Raw genomic sequence first — 20,880 nt, forward strand, 5'->3', positions numbered from 1 at the left:
CGGCCGTTTGTGGCCTTCCGCGATCCGGTCAGGGCGTTCGTGTACCGGGCCGCCGCCGCATTTGCGGTGCAGGGGCGGGCCCCATCTCCGTCCGGGTTGATTGTACCGGCATTCCGCGGCCGGGGTCAGTCAATGCGGATGGTTGCATAGCCCTGGTTTTCGTAGCCCATGATCGAGAGGAACGTGTTGCCGACCAGGTGAATCCCGGGCAGCAGGTCGTCCTGTTCGAGGTCGAAGCGCCGCGTGGCAATGCTGCAGGCCTCCATGTGGATGCCGTCCAGTTCCAGCAGGCCCTCCAGCCGTTCGTGGATATGGCGCACGGCGGAGACGTCCTCGATATCGAGGTGGTCGGTGGAGCGGGCGATCAGCCCCGCCGCGCCGCCCCGGAAGGCAAACACCATCTCCGGCTCCAGGCCCTGGCGCTGCATGTCGTCGTAGGTCTCGCGGATCACGCTCAGGCGGGCGATCAGCCGGTCGGGTTCGCCGATGGTGATGTCCCAGAGGATGCGCCCGGTGTCCATGCCGGCAATGGCACGCTGATCGCCGGGTTTGTCGGCGAGTGCCAGGCCGGGGAGCAGCAGGGCACCAAGCAGGAAAGATGCAAGTAAGCGGTGCATGGCAGTCGTCCCTTTTGGCGGAGGTCCTGTTACGAGAGTAGCAGTCCCGCGCGCGCTGCGTGCAGCGATGTCGGGTCGACGCCGGGGGAGGGGCCGCGCCCGGAGTCGGGCGCGGCCGTCGGCAGTGGTTCAGTGCCCGTGGTGGCCGTTGTGCAGATATTCCACCGCTTCGAGGGTCTGGACCTGGATCTCGCGTACCGGGATGAAGCGCGAGGCACCCGGGCTGACGACCTCCTCGGTGACGCGAATACGGTAGGGAGCCTCGTGGTTCAGCAGCTGGCCGATGAAGCGCTTGCCCTCGTGGGTGACGCGCACCGGGGTGGTGTCGTCGTAGCGGCTGAAGTTGTAGCTCACGTCCTTGGGGTACTGCAGGTTCTGTTCGGAGAAGCTCATGGTAGGGGCCTGTTTCGATCAGTGGTCTTTGATGGCCTGGAAGGCCTCGAGTGCGGCCTGGCGGCTGGCTTTGAGGTCCACGATGGGGGCCGGATAGCCGCGTGCGCCGCCGGCGCCGGGCGCGTGAATATACCGCGTTTCGACGTCCTTGAGTACGGGGACGAAGCGGCGCACGAAGGCGCCGTCGGGGTCGTGGCGTTCGCCCTGGGTTTGCGGGTTGAACACGCGAAAGTAGGGCGCGGCATCGGCGCCGCAGCCTCCGGCCCACTGCCAGCCCAGGGTGTTGGCGGCGAGGTCGGCATCCACGAGGGTGTCCCAGAACCAGTGCGCGCCGTGCTGCCAGTGCAGGCGCAGGTTCTTGGTCAGGAAGGAGCCGACCACCATGCGCAGGCGGTTGTGCATCCAGCCGGTCTCCCACAACTGGTGCATGGCGGCATCGACGATCGGGAGCCCAGTGCGGCCCTGCTGCCAGGCGCGCAGGTCCGCCGCGTCCTCGCGCCAGGGGAAGGCCTCGAAGCGCGGGTTCAGCGGCCGTTCCGGGGTGTGCGGGAAGTGATAGAGCACGTGATGGGCGAAGTCGCGCCAGCCGAGCTCGCGCACGAAGGCCTCGGGTCCTCCGTGGTCCGGATGCAGGCCGGTCTGGCGCAGGGCGCGCAGGATCTGGCGCGGGGAGAGCTCGCCGAAGTGCAGATGCGGTGACAGGCGCGAGGTACCGTCATGGTCCGGGCGGTCGCGTTCGCTGGCGTAGGCGTGCAGCGCGGTGTCGAGGAATTGCGTCAGCCGCTGGTGGGCCGCGTCCTCCCCGGGCGTCCAGGCGGCGCGCAGGCCCCCGGCCCAGTCGATCGCGGGCAGGAGTCCGAGGCCTTCCGGGCGCAGGCTGGCGGGCCAGGCTTCGGGGGCCGGCAGGTCCATGGGCGCGGGCAGCGGGTCGCGCTCGATGCCGCGGTGCAGGCAGGCCTTCCAGAACGGGGTGAAAACCTTGTAGGGCCGGCCCTGGCCGGTCTCGACCTCCCAGGGTTCGACCAGCAGGTGGGCATTGAAGCTGTGGACTTCGAGGCCATCGGCGCGCAGGCCGGCCTTGATCTCCGGGTCGCGCAGGACCCGGGCGGGGTCGTACAGGCGGTTCCAGTAGACGGCGGTGGCGCCGGTCTCGCGTACCAGGGTCCGCAGGGTGTCAAGGGCGGGGCCGGCGCGCAGGATCAGGCGCGAACCGTTCTTGCTAAGGTCCTGGTCCAGCGCCTGCAGGCTGTGATGCAGCCACCAGCGGGATGCGGCCCCCGGTTGCCAGGGCGCCTCGTCCTCCGGGGCATGGATGAACACCGGGATGACCGGCCCGCCGCGCTCGCTGGCGGCGTGCAGGGCAGGCTGGTCGGCCAGGCGCAGGTCGCGGCGCAGCCAGACGAGGGTGGGGCCGGGGCGCGGCATCAAATACGGTCTCCCTGCGCGAGTGTGTTGCGGATGTGGTGGGCCTGGTCGCGGATGGCCTCGAGGCGTTCGGGGTCCATCTTCTCGAGGTGCTTCCACTGCAGCGCGGTGCGCGGGTGGCGGGCGAAGCGCTCGCGGTGACGGTCGAGGAAGTCCCAGTAGAGCGTGGTGAACGGACAGGCCTTCGCGCCGAGGGCTTCGGCCGGGTCGAACGGGCAGTGCCGGCAGTAGTTGCTCATGCGCTGAATGTAGCGGCCGGTGGCGACGTACGGCTTGGAGGCCATGCGGCCGCCGTCGGCATACTGCGACATGCCGACCACGTTGGGGAGTTCCACCCACTCCACGGCATCGACGTAGATACCCAGATACCAGGCATGGATCTCGGCCGGGCGCACGCCCAGGAGCTGGGCGAACAGCCCGGTGACCATTAGTCGCTGGATATGGTGCGCATAACCGCGTTTCAGGGTCTGGCCCACGGCCTGGTGCAGGCACTGCATGGAGGTGTCGGCGTCCCAGTAGAGGGCCGGCAGCGGCTGCTCCGCCTCCAGGGCGTTCCATTCGTGCCAGGCCTCGCCAAAGTGGAAGTACAGCCCGCGCACGTATTCGCGCCAGCCGAGGATCTGCCGGATGAACCCCTCGACCGCGGGGAGCGGCGCATGGCCGTCGCGCCAGGCCTGTTCCGCCGCGTCGATCACCGAGCGCGGATGGATCAGGTGCAGGTTGAGCGCGGCGGACAGGCGGGCGTGATAGAGCCACGGCTGGTCGGTCCACATCGCGTCCTGATAGGTGCCGAACAGGGGCAGGCGGTGCTGGATGAAGTCGGCCAGGGCCTGTTGTGCCTGTTCCGGGGTGACCGGCCAGTCGAACGCATCCGTCTGGCCCGCCAGTTCCGGCAGATACCGGGCGACGGCATCCCGGCATTCGCGCGTGATCTTGTCGGGTTCGAAGGCGACGGGGGGCGGCAGCGGGCCGGGCCCGTCCCGGCCGAAATGTCCGCGGTTGTCGGCGTCAAAGTTCCACTGTCCGCCGGCGGGTTCGTCGCCATTCATCAGGATGCCCAGGGCGGCTCGCTGCTGGCGGTAGAAGTACTCCATGCGCAGCTGCTTGCGCGTCCCGGCCCATTGCTCGAAGGTCGTCTGCGATACCAGGAAGCAGGGATCCTCGCGGACCTCCAGTGGCACGCCCCGGGTGCGGCAGGTGGCCTCAAGCTGACGGCATACACGATGTTCCCCCGGCTGGAGGACGATCACCCGGGTCGGCTGGAGCCGTTCCAGGTCGGTGTCCAGGGCCTCGCCCAGGGTTGGCTCGGGGTGCTCCCCGAGATGGCGATAGTGAACGCTCAGGCCTGCCTTGCGGAGCTGCCGGGCGAAGTGGCGCATCGCCGACAGGAACAGGGTGGTGCGGGCCGCATGCGAGAGGACGTGGCGGGATTCGTGGGCCACCTCGGCCATCCACACGGCATCCCGGTAGGGGTCCAGCTCCTGCAGAACCGGGTGGTCGGGGGCGAGCTGGTCGCCGAGCACAACCAGGAGGGTGCGCACGGACGCGGCGGAGGTGGCCACTGAGCCGGGAGGCGCGCGCGGCGGCTACTGGGGCAGGTGCCGGGAGAGTCGTGCGGCGGCCTCCAGCGGCGGTCCGGGCAGAACCTCCACCGTGCGGCCGTGCTTGACCTTGGAAAGCTCCAGCGCGGCCGAGCCGGCAAGGTAGCAGGGCGGTCCGGCTTGGTTGAGGATGGCCTCCACCCGGGGCAGTTCGGGGCTGCGCATCAACTGCGAGGAACCATGGATGATCAGCGCCGGGGCACGCAGACGGCGCATCAGCGTCTCCAGACCCTCGGGGCTGGTGGCGTCGAACAGGGGCAGGGTCTTCAGGCCGTGGCGGGCGCAGGCAAGCTGCAGCAGCAGTCCGCCGACCTGCTGGTGCCCGCCGCCCAGGACCAGACAGGGGTAGGACGGGTCGTCGCAGGCGCGCGTGGCCGAGCGCAGCTGGTCCGCGAATGCGGCCGTGGCCCAGGCGGCGAACACCGCCAGGCGGACCTCGCCCTCGGCATTGTGACGGGATTCCTCGCGCAGGCGGCGGTACACCTCGAGGAAGGCGCTTTCGTGCACGCCATTCCAGCCGTGGCGCATGACCAGCCGGGCGTAGACGCGATCCAGCTCCCCTGCATCCAGATCCGTGACCGAGTCGTACAGTGCCTCGGCGACCGGATCCATGGTGTGGGGTGCGATCCCGGGGCCGGGGCTGTCGCGATGCCGGGGCTTTGTGGTGGTGTCCGGGGCGTCTTCGGTCGCGTCCGGATCCGGGCGGGGGGTGGCGGCTGCGGGTTCGTCGTCCAGAACCCGGTGGACCTGGGAGACCGGGATGCCCTGGTCCAGCAATTCCATGATCCGCTTGATGCGGGCGATATCGCCGGGGCTGTAGAGCCGATGGCCCTTGGGCGTGCGCATGGGACGAATGAGCCCGTAGCGACGCTCCCAGGCGCGCAGCGTCACGTCGTTAATGCCCGTCTCCGCGCACACGTGCCGGATCGGGTACAGGCCTTCTTCGTCTTGAAGTTCGATGTGCGTTGCGCTCGCCATGAATAAATTGTACGACATTTATACAGCGCATGTACAAGTGCCGGATCCCGGATGCGATCCGCGGAGACCATTGGGCTGCAGGGATGAACCTTTCCGGTCTTCGCGTCCCAAAGGGTAGCAACCTTTTCTAGATGCTGCTGGAGGGTCACATGTTTGCAACGCCGGAAAATCGCCGGGCCGGTCTGGTTGTTTCGCTGCTGGTCGCAGCCCTCGCGATGCCCGGCGTGGCGCAGGCCAACCCCGAGATGGCCGACAGCATCTCGCCCTACCTCCGGCTGCACACGGACGACCCCGTCCAGTGGCGGGCCTGGGATCCGGCCCTGCTGGAACAGGCCAGGGAGGAGCGGCGGCCGCTGTTGATCTCCAGCGGTTACTACTCCTGCTTCTACTGCCATGTCATGCAGGAAGAGAGCTTCCAGGACGAGGGCATTGCCGAGCGGCTGAACGAGAATTTCATCCCGGTGAAGGTCGATCGCGAGGTCGACGGGGCGCTGGACAGCTACCTGCTGGAGTTTCAGCGCGCCACCGCCGGGAGCGCGGGCTGGCCGCTCAACGTGGTGGTTACGCCCCAGGGGCATGCCCTGACCGGCGTGGTCTATGCCCCGCGCGATCAGTTCGCCGAGTTCCTCGACGGCATTACCGAACGCCTGGAGGCGGACTACGACCGGCTGGTCGATCTGGCGCGGCGCGGCAGTGACGAGCTGACCCAGCAACTGCGTGCGGGCGAGGAGCCCCTGTCGGAAAGCCGTGCCGGCCGCCTGCCGCAGGTGTTGTGGAGTCGCCTGGAGCGCGAGGCCGACGACCTGCAGGGCGGGTTCGGCAGCTCCACCAAGTTCCCGCATTCGCCGTATCTGCACGCGATGCTGGAGGCCGTGCAGGCGGGCACCGCGCCTGGCTGGGTCGGCGAGTTCCTGGAAATCACGCTCGACGAGATGGCCCACTCCGGTCTGCGCGACGTGCTGGGGGGAGGTTTCTTCCGCTATTCCGAGTCGCCGGACTGGAACGAGCCCCACTTCGAGGTGATGCTGGAGGATCAGGCCCAGCTCGCGCTTTTGTATCTACGGGCCGGTGAGCATTTCGGTCGCGAAGACTGGATCGAGCTGGGGCTGGAGAACCTCGACTTCGTCAAGCGCGACATGGCCCTGCGCGAGGACGAGACCGGCGAGCAGGCGGATACCGCCGAGGGTGGTTTCCGCGGGTTCGCCTCCAGCCTGTCGGCGGTCGACGAGGAAGGGCGTGAGGGGGGTGCCTACCTGTGGCCCGAGGCGGATCTGGAGTCCGCGCTGGCGGACCATGACTACCCGGACCTGGTGCGCGCGTGGTTCGGCATGGAGGGGAGTTCCGTGTTCGATCTCGGCTACCTGCCCCGGCGCGGCGCGGGGGTCGAGGCCCTGGCGGAGCGCTTTGACCTGGACGAGGCGGAGGTTCGCGAGCAGGTGAACGCCGGGCGCGAGATGCTGATCCGGGCGCGCGAGGCGCGCGGCCTGCCGCGGGACGAAAAGGTCCTGACCGGGGCGCATGGCCTGCTGCTCTCCGCCCTCGCGGAGGGGGCGCAGCATGACGAGCGCTTCCGCGAGGCGGGTGCGGCGGTGCACGGCTGGCTGCTGGAGGTCGCTTCCGATCCCGACCAATTGCCCACGCTGATGGGGCTGCCCGCGGATCAGGCCGGGACGGCCACGCTGAATGATTACGCCTTTGTCGCGCGCGGCCTGCGGGACTGGAAGGCCGCCACGGGCGAGGGCGAGCAGGGGCCGGCGCTGGCACTGCTGGAGGCGGCCTGGGAACGCTTCCGCGATGACGACGGCTTCCGCTCGGAGCCGGAGCCGCCGCTGCCGGGGATGATCTCGCAGCGCTTCCATCCGGCGGTGCACCGGCCGTCGCCGACGACCCTGATCTTCCGTCTCAGCGCGGAGTGGCGTGATGCCAGCGAGGCGGTGGATGCGGCGTTCGCGGAATACGACCTGCGCCCGGGGCGCGCCATCGAGTCCGACCCGCACCACCACGCCCGCCTGATCCTCTGGCTGCAGCAGCGCGATCGCTGAAGGGCTGTATTACCACAGAGCGCACAGAGGACACGGAGAAGGTCAAGGGCGGTTAACAGGAAGAAGGGAAGGCTGGAAGGAACGATTTCTGGTGGCGATTTGCCCGTTTCCGGGGTCATTCATCCAAACTAAATTCCTTCCGATCTTCTAACCTTCCTGTTAGTCGCATCTGACCTTCTTCGTGCCTTCGTGTGCTTCGTGGTGACCCAACAGGCCCTTCAGGCGTCGGAGCGGGCGGAGGCTTCCTTTTCGGCCTTGTGCAGGCGCTGGAGCATCGCCTTGAGGACCTTGGGGTTGCCGGCGACGACGTCGCCGCGGCGCATCACGTCCGGGTTGCCCTGCCAGTCGCTGACCACGCCGCCGGCTTCCTGCACCAGCAGCAGGCCCGCGGCCATGTCCCAGGGCTGCAGGCCCATCTCCCAGAAGCCGTCGAAGCGCCCGCAGGCGACCCAGGCCAGATCCAGCGCGGCCGAGCCCGGGCGGCGCACGCCGGCCGTGCCCGGGATCAGGTGGCGCAGGCTGCTGAGGTAGCGCTCCAGGTCCTGGCCCTCGCGAAACGGGATGCCGGTACCCAGAAGCGCGCCGTTGAGGTCCTTGCGCTCGGAGACCCGGATGCGGCGGCTGTTGAGGAAGGCACCGGCACCTCGGGTGGCGGTGAAGAGCTCTTCCTTCAGCGGGTCGTAGACCACCGCCTGTTCCAGCCGTCCCTTGTGCTTCAGCGCGATGGAGATGCCGTACTGCGGGATCTCGCGCAGGTAGTTGGTGGTGCCGTCCAGCGGGTCGATGATCCAGACGAAATCGGCGTCGGCACCGCTTTGCTCGCCGCCTTCCTCGGCCATGATCGCGTGATCGGGATAGGCGCGGCGCAGGGTCTGCACGATCGCCTGTTCCGCCGAGAGGTCGACGTCCGAAACCCAGTCGTTGCGGGCCTTCTCGCGGGTATTCATGCGATCCGGCCGGCCCCAGGCGCGGGTGGTGATGCGTCCGGCCTCGCGGGCCGCCGATACCGCCGTGTTCAGCATGGGGTGCATGGGGGTCTCCTGGTGTTCTGCGGGGTGTCCGGCGGGCGCCTGTGGCGCGCCGCGGGAAGGCCGCGAACAATACACAAGCGGCTCTTTCTTGGGAAGTCGTGACCGTGCGCGTGTACAATCCCGCACCGTTCAATACAGGGCCCCGGGAATGGAAGAACGCCTCGGCCGGGTGCGGGTCGTGCTGGTGGGCACGACGCACCCGGGCAACATCGGTTCCGCCGCACGTGCGATGAAGGCCATGGGGGTGACCGACCTCGTGCTGGTGGCGCCGGAGCGGTTTCCGCATGCCGACGCGACGGCGCTGGCTTCGGGCGCGGACGATCTGCTGGCGGGTGCGCGCGTGGTCGAGGACCTCGCCGCCGCGATCCGCGACTGTGTCTGGGTGGTGGGGACCAGCGCCCGTCTGCGCACCCACTCGGTACCGGTTCTGGGGCCCGCTGACGCGGCCGGGCAGGCGCTGGCGAACGCCGCCGAGGGGCCGGTGGCCCTGGTCTTTGGTCGCGAGCACAGCGGTCTGACCAACGCCGAACTCGATCATTGCAACGCCTTTGTGCAGATACCCACCGTCCCCGATTTCAGCTCCCTGAATCTGGCCGGCAGCGTTCAGGTGATGACCTACGCGCTGCGCATGGCGGCGCTGAATGGCGAAGCACCCGCCGTGTCCGGAGCCGAGCCGACCGGGGTGGAGCGGGACCCGCCCGCGACCCAGGCGGAGATGGAGGGGCTGTTCCGGCATTTCGAGCAGGCCCTGACCACCATCGATGTGCTCGATCCGGACAACCCGCGCCACCTGATGCGGCGCCTGCGCCACCTGTATCTGCGGGCCGGCCTGAGCGCCAGCGAGGTGCGCATGCTGCGCGGTATATTGACGCACACGGAAAGGGGCCGCTGAGGGCGCGTGCGGGGCACGTGATACCTTAGTGCAAGACTCAGGAATGAGGCCGGCCGATGTTTGACAGGATGCGCGAGGACATTCGCTGCGTGTTTGACCGCGACCCGGCGGCACGCAACGCCTTCGAGGTGCTGACCGCGTACCCCGGGCTGCATGCCCTGTGGTATCACCGCCTCGCGCACTGGCTGTGGACGCATCGCCTGCGCTGGCTGGGCCGGGTGGTCGGCAACTTCAGCCGCTGGCTCACCGGCATCGAGATCCATCCCGGCGCGACCATTGGCCGGCGCTTCTTCATCGACCACGGCATGGGGGTGGTGATCGGCGAGACCGCCGAGGTGGGCGACGACTGCACGATCTATCACCAGGTCACCCTGGGCGGCACGACCTGGGAGGGGGGCAAGCGCCACCCGACGCTCGGCAACGAGGTGGTCATCGGGGCGGGTGCCAAGCTGTTGGGCCCGATCCACGTTGGCGACCATGCGCGCATCGGCTCCAACGCGGTGGTCCTGAAGGACGTGCCGGCCGATGCGACCGCGGTCGGCATCCCGGCCCGGGTCATCGGGCCACGGCCCGAGCCCGATCCGCGATTCCAGCAGATGGCCGACCGCATGGGCTTCGATGCCTACGGCCTGTCGCGCGACATGCCCGACCCGGTGGCCAACGCGATCCACCGTATCGTGCAGCGGGTGCACGACCTGGACGAACGCATGGAGCGGGCCTGCCAGGCGCTCAAGCGCGCCGGGATCGACCCGGGCGAGGCCCTGGGCGAAGACGATTCCGGCCCGCTGGAGGCCTGCGATCTGGAGGGCCTGGAGCCGGACGAATGCGAGGTCCCGGGAGCTGCCACGAGCGAACAAGAACGTAAACAGCAAGGGAATACTTGATCGTTTTTGTCAGGTATTGCTAAGCTTGCCGGCAAATGACCGACAAGTGCACTCAACCATGAAACTGACGACCAAAGGCCGCTACGCCGTGACCGCCATGCTGGATGTGGCGATGCACACCCGCAACGGGCCGGTATCCCTGGCCGAGGTGGCGCGCCGGCAGAAGCTTTCATTGTCCTATCTGGAGCAGCTCTTTTCCAGGCTGCGCCGCAAGGGGCTGGTGAACAGCAGCCGCGGGCCGGGCGGAGGCTATGCCCTGAGCCGGGATCCGGAGGGCATCAGCGTCGCCGATATCGTGGTGGCGGTGGACGAGCCGGTGGACGTGACCCGCTGCGGTGGCAAGGCCAACTGCAATTCCGATTCGCGCTGCCTGACGCACGACCTGTGGACCGATCTGAGCCAGCAGGTCTACGACTTTCTCAGTACCCGCTCGCTGGCGGATGTGCTGCAGCGCCACCGCGAACAAATGGAAAAAGACGGTGTGCAGGAGGTCGTGATGCACGGCGCCTCCCTGCAGGCCTCGTCCGACAAAAGCCATGCGGCCGCCGAGACGGCCGCGGAGAGGAGCTAACGCCCCATGAGTGACCTGAAACTGCCGATCTATCTCGACTATTCCTCCACCACGCCGGTCGATGAGCGCGTGGCGGAAAAGATGGCGGGCTGCCTGACCAAGGACGGGCTGTTCGGGAACCCGGCCTCGCGCAGCCACAGTTTTGGCTGGAACGCGGAGAAGGCGGTCGAGAACGCCCGGGGCCAGGTGGCCCAGCTGGTGGGCGCCGATCCGAAGGAGATCATCTGGACCTCCGGCGCGACCGAGGCCGACAACCTGGCGATCAAGGGTGCTGCGCACTTCTACCAGCGCAAGGGCAAGCACATCATCACGGTGAAGACCGAGCACAAGGCCGTGCTGGACACCACGCGCCAGCTTGAGCGCGAAGGCTTCGAGGTCACCTACCTGGGCGTGAAGGAAAACGGCCTGGTCGACATGCAGGAGCTGGAAGACGCGATGCGTGACGACACCATCGTGGTCTCGGTGATGCACGTGAACAACGAGATCGGTGTCATCCAGGACATCGAGGCGATCGGCAACCTGTGCCGCGAGCGCGGGATCGTGTTCCATGTGGACGCCGCGCAGTCCACCGGCAAGGTCGCGATCGATCTGTCGAAGCTGCCGGTAGACCTGATGAGCTTCTCCGCGCACAAGACCTACGGTCCGAAGGGCATCGGCGCGCTGTTCGTGCGGCGCAAGCCGCGGGTGCGTATCGAGGCCCAGATGCACGGCGGTGGCCACGAGCGCGGCATGCGCTCCGGCACGCTGGCGCCGCACCAGATCGTCGGCATGGGCGAGGCATTCGCGATCGCCGGTGCCGAGATGGGTCCCGAGCTGGAGCGCGTGCGCATGCTGCGCGACCGCCTCTGGGCCGGTCTCGACGGCATGGAAGAGGTCTACCTGAACGGTGACCAGGAACAGCGTGTCGCGCACAACCTGAACGTGTCGTTCAACTTCGTCGAGGGCGAGAGCCTGATCATGGCGCTGCGCGACATCGCGGTGTCCTCCGGCTCGGCCTGCACCTCGGCCAGCCTGGAGCCGTCCTACGTGCTGCGCGCACTGGGCCGCGACGACGAGCTGGCACACAGCTCGATCCGCTTCTCCATCGGTCGCTACACCACCGTGGAGGAGATCGACCATACGGTCGAGATCGTGCGCGCCGCGGTCGCCAAGCTGCGCGAGCTCTCCCCGCTGTGGGAGATGTACCAGGACGGCATCGATCTGAGCACCGTCGAGTGGGCGGCCCACTAGGGGCCCGCTCGACACCACTAACGCAACGCGTACACACGCAACAGGAGAACGGTCATGGCGTACAGTGACAAGGTTCTGGACCACTATGAAAATCCGCGCAACGTCGGCAGCTTCGACAAGAACGACGACACGGTCGGCACCGGCATGGTCGGCGCCCCGGCCTGCGGCGACGTGATGAAGCTGCAGATCAAGGTCAACGACGAGGGCATCATCGAGGACGCCAAGTTCAAGACCTACGGCTGCGGCTCGGCGATCGCCTCCAGCTCGCTGCTCACCGAATGGGTGCGTGGCAAGACCCTGGAAGAGGCGAGCCAGATCAAAAACACCCAGATCGCCGAAGAGCTGGCCCTGCCGCCGGTGAAGATCCACTGCTCCGTGCTGGCCGAGGACGCCATCAAGGCGGCGGTGTCGAACTACCAGGAGCGCCACGGCCAGGCCGCGGAAGCCGAGAAGAAATCTGCCTGAGGGCTCTATGGCGATTACAGTGACCGAACCCGCGGCCGAACGCATCCACAACTTCCTCGAGAAGCGGGGCAAGGGTGTGGGCGTCCGGCTGGGCGTCAGGACGACCGGCTGCTCCGGCATGGCCTACGTGGTGGAGTTTGCCGACGATATCGAGGACACCGATACGGTGTTCGAGGATCGCGGCGTGAAGCTGGTCGTGAACCCGAAGTCCCTCGTGTACCTGGATGGCACCGAGCTGGACTTCGGCAAGGAAGGCCTGAACGAGGGGTTCAAGTTCAACAACCCGAACGAGAAGGCCCGGTGCGGCTGCGGTGAAAGCTTCAGCATCTGACTGAGCCTCGCACGCGGGGTGGTGCATGGCGGTTGCCCGGGGATACGTCCCCGGTGGCTGTCGTACCACCCCTTTTCTTTTGCAAGCCCGTCGCAAGGGACGCAATGAACGACCCATTCGAGCAGTTTGACCTGCCGGTGGCCTTCGAGGTCGACCGGCAACAGCTGGACGAGCGCTTTCGTCGCCTGCAGGCGGAACTGCACCCGGACCGCTTCGTGCGCCAGGGTGACCAGGCGCGCCGCATGGCGGCGGCGGTGGCGGCCGACGTGAACGAGGCCTACGCGATCCTGGGTGACGACTACCGCCGGGCCGTGCACCTGCTGGAACGGACCGGGGTGGCCTTTGACCCCGAACGCGATACCAGTCAGGACATCGAGTTCATCGAGGCGCAGATCGAATGGCGTGAACGCCTGGAGGAAACCGCGGCGAGCGGGGATGCGGCCGGACTGGAAGCGGTCGCGACCGAGCTGGCGCAGGCTCGCGCCGAGGCACGGGCGAAGGTGGCGGATGCCCTGAAGGAGCCGGGGACCCCGGCGCCGGATGCCAAGGACCGGGTGCTGGAGCTGCGCTTCTTCGATCGCCTGCTGGAAGAAACGAAACGAACCCGACAGAACCTGGCGCGCGGCAAGTAGCACCCGCCGCGCCCGTGTGAAGGAGCCGAATACCCGATGGCGTTATTGCAGATCACCGAACCCGGAGCCGAGTCCGCGCCGCACCAGCGCCATCTCGCGGCCGGGATCGACCTCGGCACGACCCACTCGCTGGTCGCGACCGTGCGCAGCGGCGAGGCGGACACGCTGCCCGACGAACAGGGTCGGCATATCCTGCCGTCGGTGGTGCACTATGCCGCGGATGCGGTGAGCGTGGGGCATGCGGCTGCCGAGCACGCCGCGGATGACCCGCACAACACCATCGCCTCGGTCAAAAGGCTCATCGGGCGCGGCGCGGCGGACGTCGCCACGCTGTCCGGCGAGCTGCCGTTCCGGCTGAAGACCGGCGAGTCCAGCGTGCCGCGCATCGAGACCGCCGCGGGCGACAAGACGGCGGTGGAGGTGTCCGCGGAGATCCTGCATACCCTGCGCCAGCGGGCCGAGGAGACCTTGGGCGACGAACTCGAAGGCGTGGTGATCACCGTGCCCGCGTACTTCGACGATGCCCAGCGCCAGGCCACGCGGGACGCCGCACAGCTGGCCGGCCTGAATGTCTTCCGCCTGATCAGCGAGCCGACCGCGGCGGCGGTCGCCTACGGACTGGACCAGGGCGAAGAGAACACCATTGCCGTCTATGACCTGGGCGGCGGTACCTTCGATATCTCCATCCTGCAACTGCGCCGCGGGGTGTTCGAGGTGCTGGCGACCGGCGGCGATTCGGCCCTGGGCGGCGACGACATCGACCGCGCCATCGCCGACTGGCTGCTGAACCAGGCCGGCATGGCCGGCGAGACCGATCCGCAGCGCCTGCGCCGCGTGCTGCTGGCCGCCCGCCAGGCCAAGGAGGCCCTGACCGATGCCGCGAGCACCCCGGTCGAGGTCGGGCGCGCCGATGGCGCCACCTGGTCCGGCGAGCTGGATCGCGACACCCTGGTGGAGCTGGCGCGGCCGTTGCTGGAGCGCACCATGGCCGCCTGCCGGCAGGTGCTGGAAGACGCCGGTCTGGAGCCTGGCGCCATCGACGAGGTGGTACTGGTCGGTGGTTCCACCCGCATGCCGGCGGTGCGTGAGGCGGTGGAGGGATTCTTCGGCCGCACCCCGCACGCCGGCATCGACCCGGACCGCGTGGTCGCGATCGGGGCCGCGCAACAGGCGGACATCCTCGCCGGCAACAAGCCGGATACCGAACTGGTGCTGCTGGACGTGATCCCGCTGTCGCTGGGGCTGGAGACGATGGGCGGTCTGGTCGAGTTCATCGTCCCGCGCAACACCACCATCCCGGTCACGCGGGCGCAGGAGTTCACCACCTTCAAGGACGGCCAGACCGCGATGTCGCTGCACGTGGTGCAGGGCGAACGCGATGTGGTCGATGCCAACCGCTCGCTCGCCCGGTTCACATTGTCGGGCATCCCGCCGATGGTCGCGGGCGCGGCGCGCATTCGCGTGACCTTCCAGGTGGACGCCGACGGCCTGCTGAACGTAACGGCACGCGAGCAGACCCAGGGTGTGGAGGCGCATATCGAGGTCAAGCCGAGCTACGGCCTGACCGATTCCGAGATCGAGCAGATGTTGCGCGATTCCGCCTCCTCCGCGCGCGAGGACATGGAGGCGCGGCGCCTGCGCGAGGAACAGGTCGAGGCCGACCGCGTGCTCGAGGCGCTGGACGCCGCGCTGGAGACGGACGGTGACCGCTACCTCGAGGCCGCGGAACGCCAGACCATCGAGCAGGCGCGCGACGCCCTGCGCGCCGAACGCGAGAAGGGGGTCGACCCCGACGCCATCGAGGCGGCGCGCAAGCGCGTCGAACAGGCCTCCGAGGCCTTTGTCGCGCGGCGCATGAATGACAGCATCCGGCGCGCGCTCGCCGGACACAACGTTAGCGAATACGACGCAGGGAACTGACACCATGCCCCAGGTAATCTTTCTGCCCCACGAGGAAATCTGCCCGGAGGGGGCCTCCATCGAGGCCGATCCGGGTATCAGCATCTGCGATCTCGCCCTGAAAAACGGGATCGAGATCGAACACGCCTGCGAGAAGTCCTGCGCCTGCACGACCTGCCACGTCTACGTGCGCGAGGGGCTGGACAGTCTGGAGGAGGCCACCGAGGACGAAGAGGACATGCTCGACAAGGCCTGGGGCCTGGAGCCGGACTCGCGGCTGTCCTGCCAGGCGATCGTCGCGGACACGGACCTCGTGGTGGAACTGCCGAAGTACACCATCAATCAGGTCTCCGAGAACCACTGAGCGAGGGAAAGGCGATGAAGTGGACCGATACCCAGGAAATCGCGATGCAGCTGGCCGACGAACACCCGGACGTCGACCCGCGCAACATCAACTTCGTGGACCTGCGCCAGTGGGTGATGAACCTGCCGGACTTCGACGATGACCCCAACCGCTCCGGCGAGCGCATCCTCGAGGCGATCCAGGCCGCCTGGATGGACGAGGCCGACGTCGACGACTGACGACCCAAGCCTGGTTTCGTATCAGCGCCCTGAAGGTCAAGAGCGGTTCACAGGAAGGTTTGAAGATTGGAAGAATTCAACGGTGCTTCGCCCCGGCAAGAGCCACCCGATCGCCACACATAATGATTCCTTCCAGTCTTCCCATCTTCCTGTGAGTCGCTTTTGACCTTCGGTACGACGCTGGCGGTGCACTAAGGTCTTGGCGCGGTCGATTGCCGTGGGCGTGGGAGGTCGCTAGACTACGCGCCGCACGTTGTGTCCGCGTTGATTTTGCGTTGGGAACCCGCTGTTCGGCGGGTTCTCGCGTTTACAGACGGGCCCGGCGAATGACATCCATCCAAGTAGCAGGAGAGCCGCCCCATGGCCGTTGAACGCACCCTTTCCATCATCAAGCCCGACGCCGTTGCCAAGAACGCGATCGGCGACATCATCGGCCGCTTCGAGAAGGCCGGCCTGAAGGTCGTTGGCGCGCGCATGATGCACCTGAGCCGCGAACAGGCCGAAGGCTTCTACGACGTGCACAAGGAGCGCCCGTTCTTCAACGATCTGGTTGAGTTCATGATCTCCGGCCCGGTGCTGGTTCAGGTCCTCGAAGGCGAAGACGCCATCGCCAAGAACCGCGACATCATGGGCGCGACCAACCCGAAGGAAGCGGCCCCGGGCACCATCCGCGCCGATTTCGCCGTATCCATCGACGAGAACGCCGTGCACGGCTCCGATGCCCCGGAGACCGCCGAGCGCGAGATCGCCTTCTTCTTCGGTGACGACGGCGTCTGCCCGCGCACCCGCTAAGACGGTCCGCACCGCATGTGCTGCGGGGCCCGGTTGCACCGCGCGCCGGGCCCCGTAGGCAGGCATCCCTTCGGCACAGTACACTAGGGGACTTGAGCCAACCGGTCCCTGATATGGCAAGCGCATCCTCCACCCCCCTGAATCTGCTGGGCTACAGCCACCAACAGCTTGTCGAGCTGCTGGCGCAGTGGGGTGAACCGCGTTTTCGTGCCACCCAGCTCGTCAAGTGGATCCATCAGCGCGGGGTCACCGACTTCGAGCAGATGACCGACGTCTCGCGCAAGCTGCGCGAGCGCCTGGCGCGCGAGACCGAGATCCGCGTCCCCGAGATCGGGCTGGAAAAGGCCTCCGCCGACGGCACCGTCAAGTGGGTGCTGCGGCTCCCCGACGGCAATGCCATCGAGACCGTCTTCATCCCCGAGGGCGGGCGCGGCACGCTGTGCATCTCCTCCCAGGTCGGCTGCGCGCTCGACTGCACCTTCTGTTCCACCGCTCAGCAGGGTTTCAACCGCAACCTCACCAGCGCCGAGATCATCGGCCAGGTGTGGCTGGCCATGCAGCGCCTGCCGGCGCCGGAAGGGCGCAAGCGGGCGGTGAGCAACGTGGTGCTGATGGGGATGGGCGAGCCGCTGGCCAACTTCGACGCGGTCGTGCCGGCCTGCCAGCTCATGACCGACGACAACGCCTACGGCCTGAGCCGGCGGCGCGTGACCCTGTCCACTTCCGGTCTGGTGCCGGCGCTGGATCGTCTGAGCGAACACACGGATGTCGCGCTGGCCGTCAGTCTGCACGCGCCGAATGATGCGCTGCGCGACCGTCTAGTGCCGATCAACCGCAAGTACCCGATCGCCGAGCTGCTGGACAGCTGTCGCCGCTATGTGGAGGCGACCGATGCCCACAGCGGCGTGACCTTCGAATACGTGCTGCTGGCCGGGGTCAACGACCAGCCGGAACATGCCAACGAGCTCGCCGGACTGTTGCGCGGTATTCCCGGCAAGGTCAACCTGATTCCGTTCAATCCGTTCCCGGGGGCCCCGTTCGACCGCCCGCGGGAGGCCGATGTGCTGGCCTTTGAACGACGGCTGCAAAAGGCCGGCTACGTCACCACCGTGCGGCGTACCCGCGGGGATGACATCGATGCCGCCTGCGGCCAGCTGGTGGGCCAGGTCGAGGACCGTACCAATCGCGGGATGCGCATGTTCCGCCTGCACGCCGAATTGCCACAGACGGATCGGAGGGCTTCATGACGGGACGCGCGGGTTGGCGCCTCGCCACAGCGTTGACGCTGGCGCTGGTGCTGGGGGGCTGTGCCGCCACGGCCGACCGGCCGGTGTCCGGCGAGCGCGAGGAGGCCGCCGAGGTGCACGCCGAGCTCGGGATCGGGTATCTGCGCGAGGGCGAGTTCGAACAGGCCGAACGCAACCTGCGTCGGGCGCTGGACTATGACCCCGGCGATGCCCTGGCCAATATCGGCATGGCCGCGGTCCTCGAACGCAAGGGCCAGCTGGATCGCGCCGAGGAACATTACCGCCGGGCCCTGCGCCGTGACGAGGGCAACCCCTTCGCCCAGACCAACCTGGGGGCGTTGTTGTGCAGCCGCGAGGAATTCGACGAGGCGCAGGCCCTGTTCGCGCGCGCCATCGACAATCCGGATTATGACCGCCGCGACATCGCCTACATGAACTCCGGCGTCTGCCACGCCGATGCGGGCGATACCGAGCAGGCGGAGCGCCAGCTCCGTCAGGCGCTGGAGATCAATCCCGGCTATCCCCGCGCGCTGCTGGAGATGGCCCGGCTGACCTACCAGGACGGCCGGCCGATGCAGACCCGCGCGTTCCTGCAGCGGCTGGACAGCCAGGGCATCGAGAGCGCCGAGACCCTTCTGCTGTGCTACCAGGCCGAAACCGCGCTGGGGAACAGCCGCGCGGCCAATGCCTGTGCCGAGCGCCTGAGCCGTCAGCATCCGGACAGCGACGAGATGACCGAGTTGCGGCGTCTGGAGCGTGAAGGATGAGCGATCCGCGCGACAAGGAACCGGACCTGGGGCGGGTCGACGAGGTCGACGATTCGACCACCAACGTCGCCTCCCTGCGTACCGAGGGGAGCGACCCGGACCCCGAGCCTTCGTTCTCGGCCGCGCACGGCCTGACCACGCGCGACCGTCCCGCCGAGGCCGAGGCGGAGCCGCCCGGGGGCGAGAACGAGCCCGGCGCGAGTCTGCGCCGTGCCCGCGAGGCCGCGGGCCTCGATACCGCGACCCTGGCCAGTCGGATCCACCTCGGGCGCGGCACTCTGGAAGATCTCGAGGCCAATCGCTTTCATCACATGCCGCCGGCCTACGTACGCGGGTACCTGCGCTCCTGTGCCCGCGAACTGGGGGTGGACGTGGGACCCTGGATCCAGTCATTCGAACAGCACGGGCTGGTGGATCCCGAGCTGCAGGCGGTCGCGACCCCCTCGGCGCGGGCACGCCGGCGCCGCCGCAGCCGCGGGATCTACTGGCTGGCACTGTTGCTGCTTGTGGCCCTGCTGGGGCTCGGGGTCTATGCCTGGAACGAGCGCACGGGCGCGCTCGGCCTGCCGTCCATCAACCTTGGGGACGCCCGGGAGGCTGTACAGGGCCTTGCGGATCCGGCGCTGACGGACGAGGAACCGGCCGGGGTGCCAGACGGCGAAGCCGTGGCCCCGGAAGCGCTCCCGACCGAGGACGGGACGGAGGATAGCGCGGCGGCCGAGGCCGCCGAAGGCGAGCCCACCGGGCCCATCGAGGCGGGCGAGGGTACCCCCGACGCGGGCACCGAGGACGGCGAGGCCGTCACGGTCACGGCCGAGTCCCTGACCGAACGCGTAGTCGTACCCGAAGAACCGGTTACGCCCGATGTGGCGTCACAGGCGGAGATGGAAGCGCCGTCCGAGGCGCCCCCGGCTTCCGCGGACGCCGCTGAGGGCGCCGAGCTGGTGCTGGAGTTCTCCGAAACCTCCTGGGTGGAGATCCGCGATGCCGCTGACGAGGTCGTCCTGACCGGCGTGCTCAGTTCGGGGGATCGCGAGACGCTGCGCCTGGAATTGCCAGGCCGTGTGATCCTCGGCAACGCCGGGGGGGTCTCGCTGACACTGGATGGCACGCCCGTCGATCTCGAGCCGCATATCCGGAGCGACCGCACCGCGCGCTTCGATCTGGAAGGCTGACGCGGGATCTGCCCGCGCGGCCATCACGTACAAGAAAAGACATCATGAAAGCGATCAAGTCGATCCGCGGGATGCACGACATCCTGCCCGAGTCCATTCACGTCTGGCAGCACCTGGAAGACACGCTGCGCGAGGTCCTGGAGGGCTACGGCTACCATGAAATCCGCATGCCGATCGTCGAGGCGACCGAGCTGTTCAAGCGTTCCATCGGGGATGTCACGGACATCGTCGAGAAGGAGATGTACACCTTCGATGACCGCAACGGCGACAGCCTGAGCCTGCGCCCCGAGGGCACGGCCAGTTGCGTGCGCGCGGGGATCCAGCACGGGCTGCTGCACAACCAGGTGCAGCGGCTGTGGTATCTGGGGCCGATGTTCCGCCACGAGCGGCCGCAGAAGGGGCGCTACCGCCAGTTCCACCAGGTCGGGGTCGAGGTCTTCGGTCTGCCGGGGCCGGATGTGGACGCCGAGATGCTGGCGATGACCGCGCGCCTGTGGCGCATGCTGGGGCTGGCCAACGTGCGCCTGGAGCTGAACACCCTGGGGACGCCGGAAAGCCGCCGCCGGTACCGCGACCATCTGATCGCCTATTTCGAACAGCACCGGGAGGCCCTGGACGAGGAGGCGCAGCGTCGGCTCTACGACAACCCGATGCGCATCCTCGACAGCAAGCACCCAGAGACCCGTGCGATCGTCGCCAACGCCCCCAGCCTGATGGACGACCTCGACGAGGCCTCCCGTGCCCATTTCGATGCCCTGTGCGCGCACCTCGATGCGCTGGGCATCCCCTACGAGCACAATCCGCGACTGGTGCGCGGGCTCGATTACTATACGCACACCGTGTTCGAGTGGATCACCGACGATCTCGGTGCCCAGGGCACGGTCTGCGCCGGGGGCCGGTACGATGGCCTGGTCGAGCAGCTGGGGGGGCGCGGGACCCCGGCCATCGGCATGGCCATGGGCCTGGAGCGCCTGGTGGCGTTGCTGGAGGCCCGCGAGGAGGCCCCCGCCGCGCCCGGACCCGATGCCTACCTGATCGTCGGGGGCGACGAATTGGTGGGGCCGGCGCTGCAACTGGCCGAGGCGCTGCGTGGCGAGCTGCCCGGCTTGCGCCTGGTCCAGCACTGTGGCGGCGGCAGCTTCAAGTCGCAGATGAAGCGGGCCGATCGCCTCGGCGCCCACTACGCCCTGGTCCTCGGGAGTGACGAGCACGCCGCGGGCACCGTGACGGTGAAGCCGTTAAGATCGCAGGGCGGCGAGCAGGTAGCCGTGGAGCGTGCCGCACTGGCCGATCATCTCCGTACAGCGCTGGCGCAGCGGTCGTAAC

At 68.1% G+C, this 20,880-nt stretch carries 22 protein-coding genes; 16 read left to right on the forward strand and 6 right to left on the reverse strand.

The window, feature by feature from the left end; translation table 11 throughout:
* Positions 1-125: 125 nt before the first annotated feature.
* The 5 genes from D107_RS0100340 to D107_RS0100360 all read right to left on the reverse strand — a co-directional run bounded on the left by D107_RS0100340 (position 126) and on the right by D107_RS0100360 (position 5,032).
* Positions 126-617, reverse strand: coding sequence for a hypothetical protein (locus D107_RS0100340; RefSeq protein ID WP_018866837.1), 492 nt, complete (start codon positions 615-617; stop codon positions 126-128).
* Between the two features lie 129 nt (positions 618-746).
* A complete protein-coding gene (locus D107_RS0100345) occupies positions 747-1,010 on the reverse strand; it encodes a hypothetical protein (RefSeq protein WP_018866836.1) in 264 nt (87 codons plus the stop codon).
* Between the two features lie 18 nt (positions 1,011-1,028).
* Complete coding sequence (locus D107_RS0100350; protein WP_018880471.1) at positions 1,029-2,435, reverse strand: deoxyribodipyrimidine photo-lyase; 1,407 nt, start codon at positions 2,433-2,435, stop codon at positions 1,029-1,031.
* Positions 2,435-3,997 carry a cryptochrome/photolyase family protein gene (locus D107_RS0100355; protein WP_018880472.1) on the reverse strand — a complete coding sequence of 521 codons (1,563 nt, stop codon included), beginning with the start codon at positions 3,995-3,997 and terminating at the stop codon, positions 2,435-2,437. The genes D107_RS0100350 and D107_RS0100355 overlap by 1 nt, the downstream gene beginning before the upstream one ends.
* 24 nt (positions 3,998-4,021) lie before the next feature.
* The gene (locus D107_RS0100360) at positions 4,022-5,032 is read right to left on the reverse strand and encodes a MerR family transcriptional regulator (protein WP_018866833.1); all 1,011 of its coding nucleotides are present in this window, start codon (positions 5,030-5,032) and stop codon (positions 4,022-4,024) included.
* Between the two features lie 113 nt (positions 5,033-5,145).
* Between D107_RS0100360 and D107_RS0100365 the strand changes: the two genes are divergently transcribed.
* The gene (locus D107_RS0100365) at positions 5,146-7,056 is read left to right on the forward strand and encodes a thioredoxin domain-containing protein (protein ID WP_019592810.1); all 1,911 of its coding nucleotides are present in this window, start codon (positions 5,146-5,148) and stop codon (positions 7,054-7,056) included.
* Between the two features lie 218 nt (positions 7,057-7,274).
* Here the strand turns inward: D107_RS0100365 and D107_RS0100370 are convergent, their stop codons facing one another.
* Positions 7,275-8,087: an inositol monophosphatase family protein gene (locus D107_RS0100370; protein ID WP_018866831.1), complete on the reverse strand. Its 813-nt coding sequence runs from the start codon at positions 8,085-8,087 to the stop codon at positions 7,275-7,277.
* Positions 8,088-8,235: 148 nt separating this feature from the next.
* Here D107_RS0100370 and D107_RS0100375 point away from each other — a divergent pair, with 148 nt between their 5' ends.
* From D107_RS0100375 to hisS, 15 genes are all read left to right on the forward strand, one after another.
* On the forward strand, positions 8,236-8,979 hold the full coding sequence (locus D107_RS0100375) for an RNA methyltransferase (RefSeq protein WP_018875728.1): 744 nt from the start codon (positions 8,236-8,238) through the stop codon (positions 8,977-8,979).
* Positions 8,980-9,035: 56 nt separating this feature from the next.
* Positions 9,036-9,863, forward strand: coding sequence for a serine O-acetyltransferase (gene cysE / locus D107_RS0100380; protein ID WP_196799349.1), 828 nt, complete (start codon positions 9,036-9,038; stop codon positions 9,861-9,863).
* 58 nt (positions 9,864-9,921) lie between these two features.
* Entirely contained in the window at positions 9,922-10,434 is a 513-nt protein-coding gene (locus D107_RS0100385) for an Rrf2 family transcriptional regulator (protein ID WP_018875727.1), read from the forward strand.
* A 6-nt stretch (positions 10,435-10,440) separates the two neighbouring features.
* Positions 10,441-11,664 (forward strand): IscS subfamily cysteine desulfurase, encoded by a 1,224-nt coding sequence (locus tag D107_RS0100390; RefSeq protein ID WP_018866827.1) that lies wholly within the window; start codon positions 10,441-10,443, stop codon positions 11,662-11,664.
* Between the two features lie 54 nt (positions 11,665-11,718).
* On the forward strand, positions 11,719-12,129 hold the full coding sequence (gene iscU / locus D107_RS0100395; RefSeq protein WP_018866826.1) for a Fe-S cluster assembly scaffold IscU: 411 nt from the start codon (positions 11,719-11,721) through the stop codon (positions 12,127-12,129).
* A gap of 7 nt (positions 12,130-12,136) precedes the next feature.
* Positions 12,137-12,460 carry an iron-sulfur cluster assembly protein IscA gene (iscA, locus tag D107_RS0100400; protein WP_018875726.1) on the forward strand — a complete coding sequence of 108 codons (324 nt, stop codon included), beginning with the start codon at positions 12,137-12,139 and terminating at the stop codon, positions 12,458-12,460.
* 104 nt (positions 12,461-12,564) lie between these two features.
* The gene (gene hscB, locus D107_RS0100405) at positions 12,565-13,092 is read left to right on the forward strand and encodes a Fe-S protein assembly co-chaperone HscB (RefSeq protein ID WP_018878363.1); all 528 of its coding nucleotides are present in this window, start codon (positions 12,565-12,567) and stop codon (positions 13,090-13,092) included.
* A gap of 36 nt (positions 13,093-13,128) precedes the next feature.
* Positions 13,129-15,012 (forward strand): Fe-S protein assembly chaperone HscA, encoded by a 1,884-nt coding sequence (gene hscA / locus D107_RS0100410; RefSeq protein WP_018880474.1) that lies wholly within the window; start codon positions 13,129-13,131, stop codon positions 15,010-15,012.
* Between the two features lie 4 nt (positions 15,013-15,016).
* Positions 15,017-15,355, forward strand: coding sequence for an ISC system 2Fe-2S type ferredoxin (gene fdx, locus D107_RS0100415; RefSeq protein WP_018880475.1), 339 nt, complete (start codon positions 15,017-15,019; stop codon positions 15,353-15,355).
* A gap of 14 nt (positions 15,356-15,369) precedes the next feature.
* Positions 15,370-15,573 carry a Fe-S cluster assembly protein IscX gene (gene iscX, locus D107_RS0100420; protein WP_018866822.1) on the forward strand — a complete coding sequence of 68 codons (204 nt, stop codon included), beginning with the start codon at positions 15,370-15,372 and terminating at the stop codon, positions 15,571-15,573.
* A 360-nt stretch (positions 15,574-15,933) separates the two neighbouring features.
* Entirely contained in the window at positions 15,934-16,365 is a 432-nt protein-coding gene (ndk, locus tag D107_RS0100425) for a nucleoside-diphosphate kinase (protein ID WP_017942415.1), read from the forward strand.
* Positions 16,366-16,478: 113 nt separating this feature from the next.
* Positions 16,479-17,612, forward strand: a complete 1,134-nt coding sequence (locus D107_RS0100430; RefSeq protein ID WP_018880476.1) for a bifunctional tRNA (adenosine(37)-C2)-methyltransferase TrmG/ribosomal RNA large subunit methyltransferase RlmN — start codon at positions 16,479-16,481, stop codon at positions 17,610-17,612.
* Positions 17,609-18,379: a type IV pilus biogenesis/stability protein PilW gene (pilW, locus tag D107_RS0100435; RefSeq protein WP_026280527.1), complete on the forward strand. Its 771-nt coding sequence runs from the start codon at positions 17,609-17,611 to the stop codon at positions 18,377-18,379. Before D107_RS0100430 ends, pilW begins: the two co-directional genes overlap by 4 nt.
* The gene (locus D107_RS0100440) at positions 18,376-19,554 is read left to right on the forward strand and encodes a helix-turn-helix domain-containing protein (RefSeq protein WP_018880477.1); all 1,179 of its coding nucleotides are present in this window, start codon (positions 18,376-18,378) and stop codon (positions 19,552-19,554) included. The genes pilW and D107_RS0100440 overlap by 4 nt, the downstream gene beginning before the upstream one ends.
* A 44-nt stretch (positions 19,555-19,598) precedes the next feature.
* The gene (gene hisS / locus D107_RS0100445) at positions 19,599-20,879 is read left to right on the forward strand and encodes a histidine--tRNA ligase (protein ID WP_018880478.1); all 1,281 of its coding nucleotides are present in this window, start codon (positions 19,599-19,601) and stop codon (positions 20,877-20,879) included.
* Position 20,880 lies beyond the last annotated feature (1 nt).

Source organism: Thioalkalivibrio sp. ALE30, assembly GCF_000377465.1.
In the GTDB taxonomy this organism is placed as follows: Bacteria; Pseudomonadota; Gammaproteobacteria; order Ectothiorhodospirales; family Ectothiorhodospiraceae; genus Thioalkalivibrio.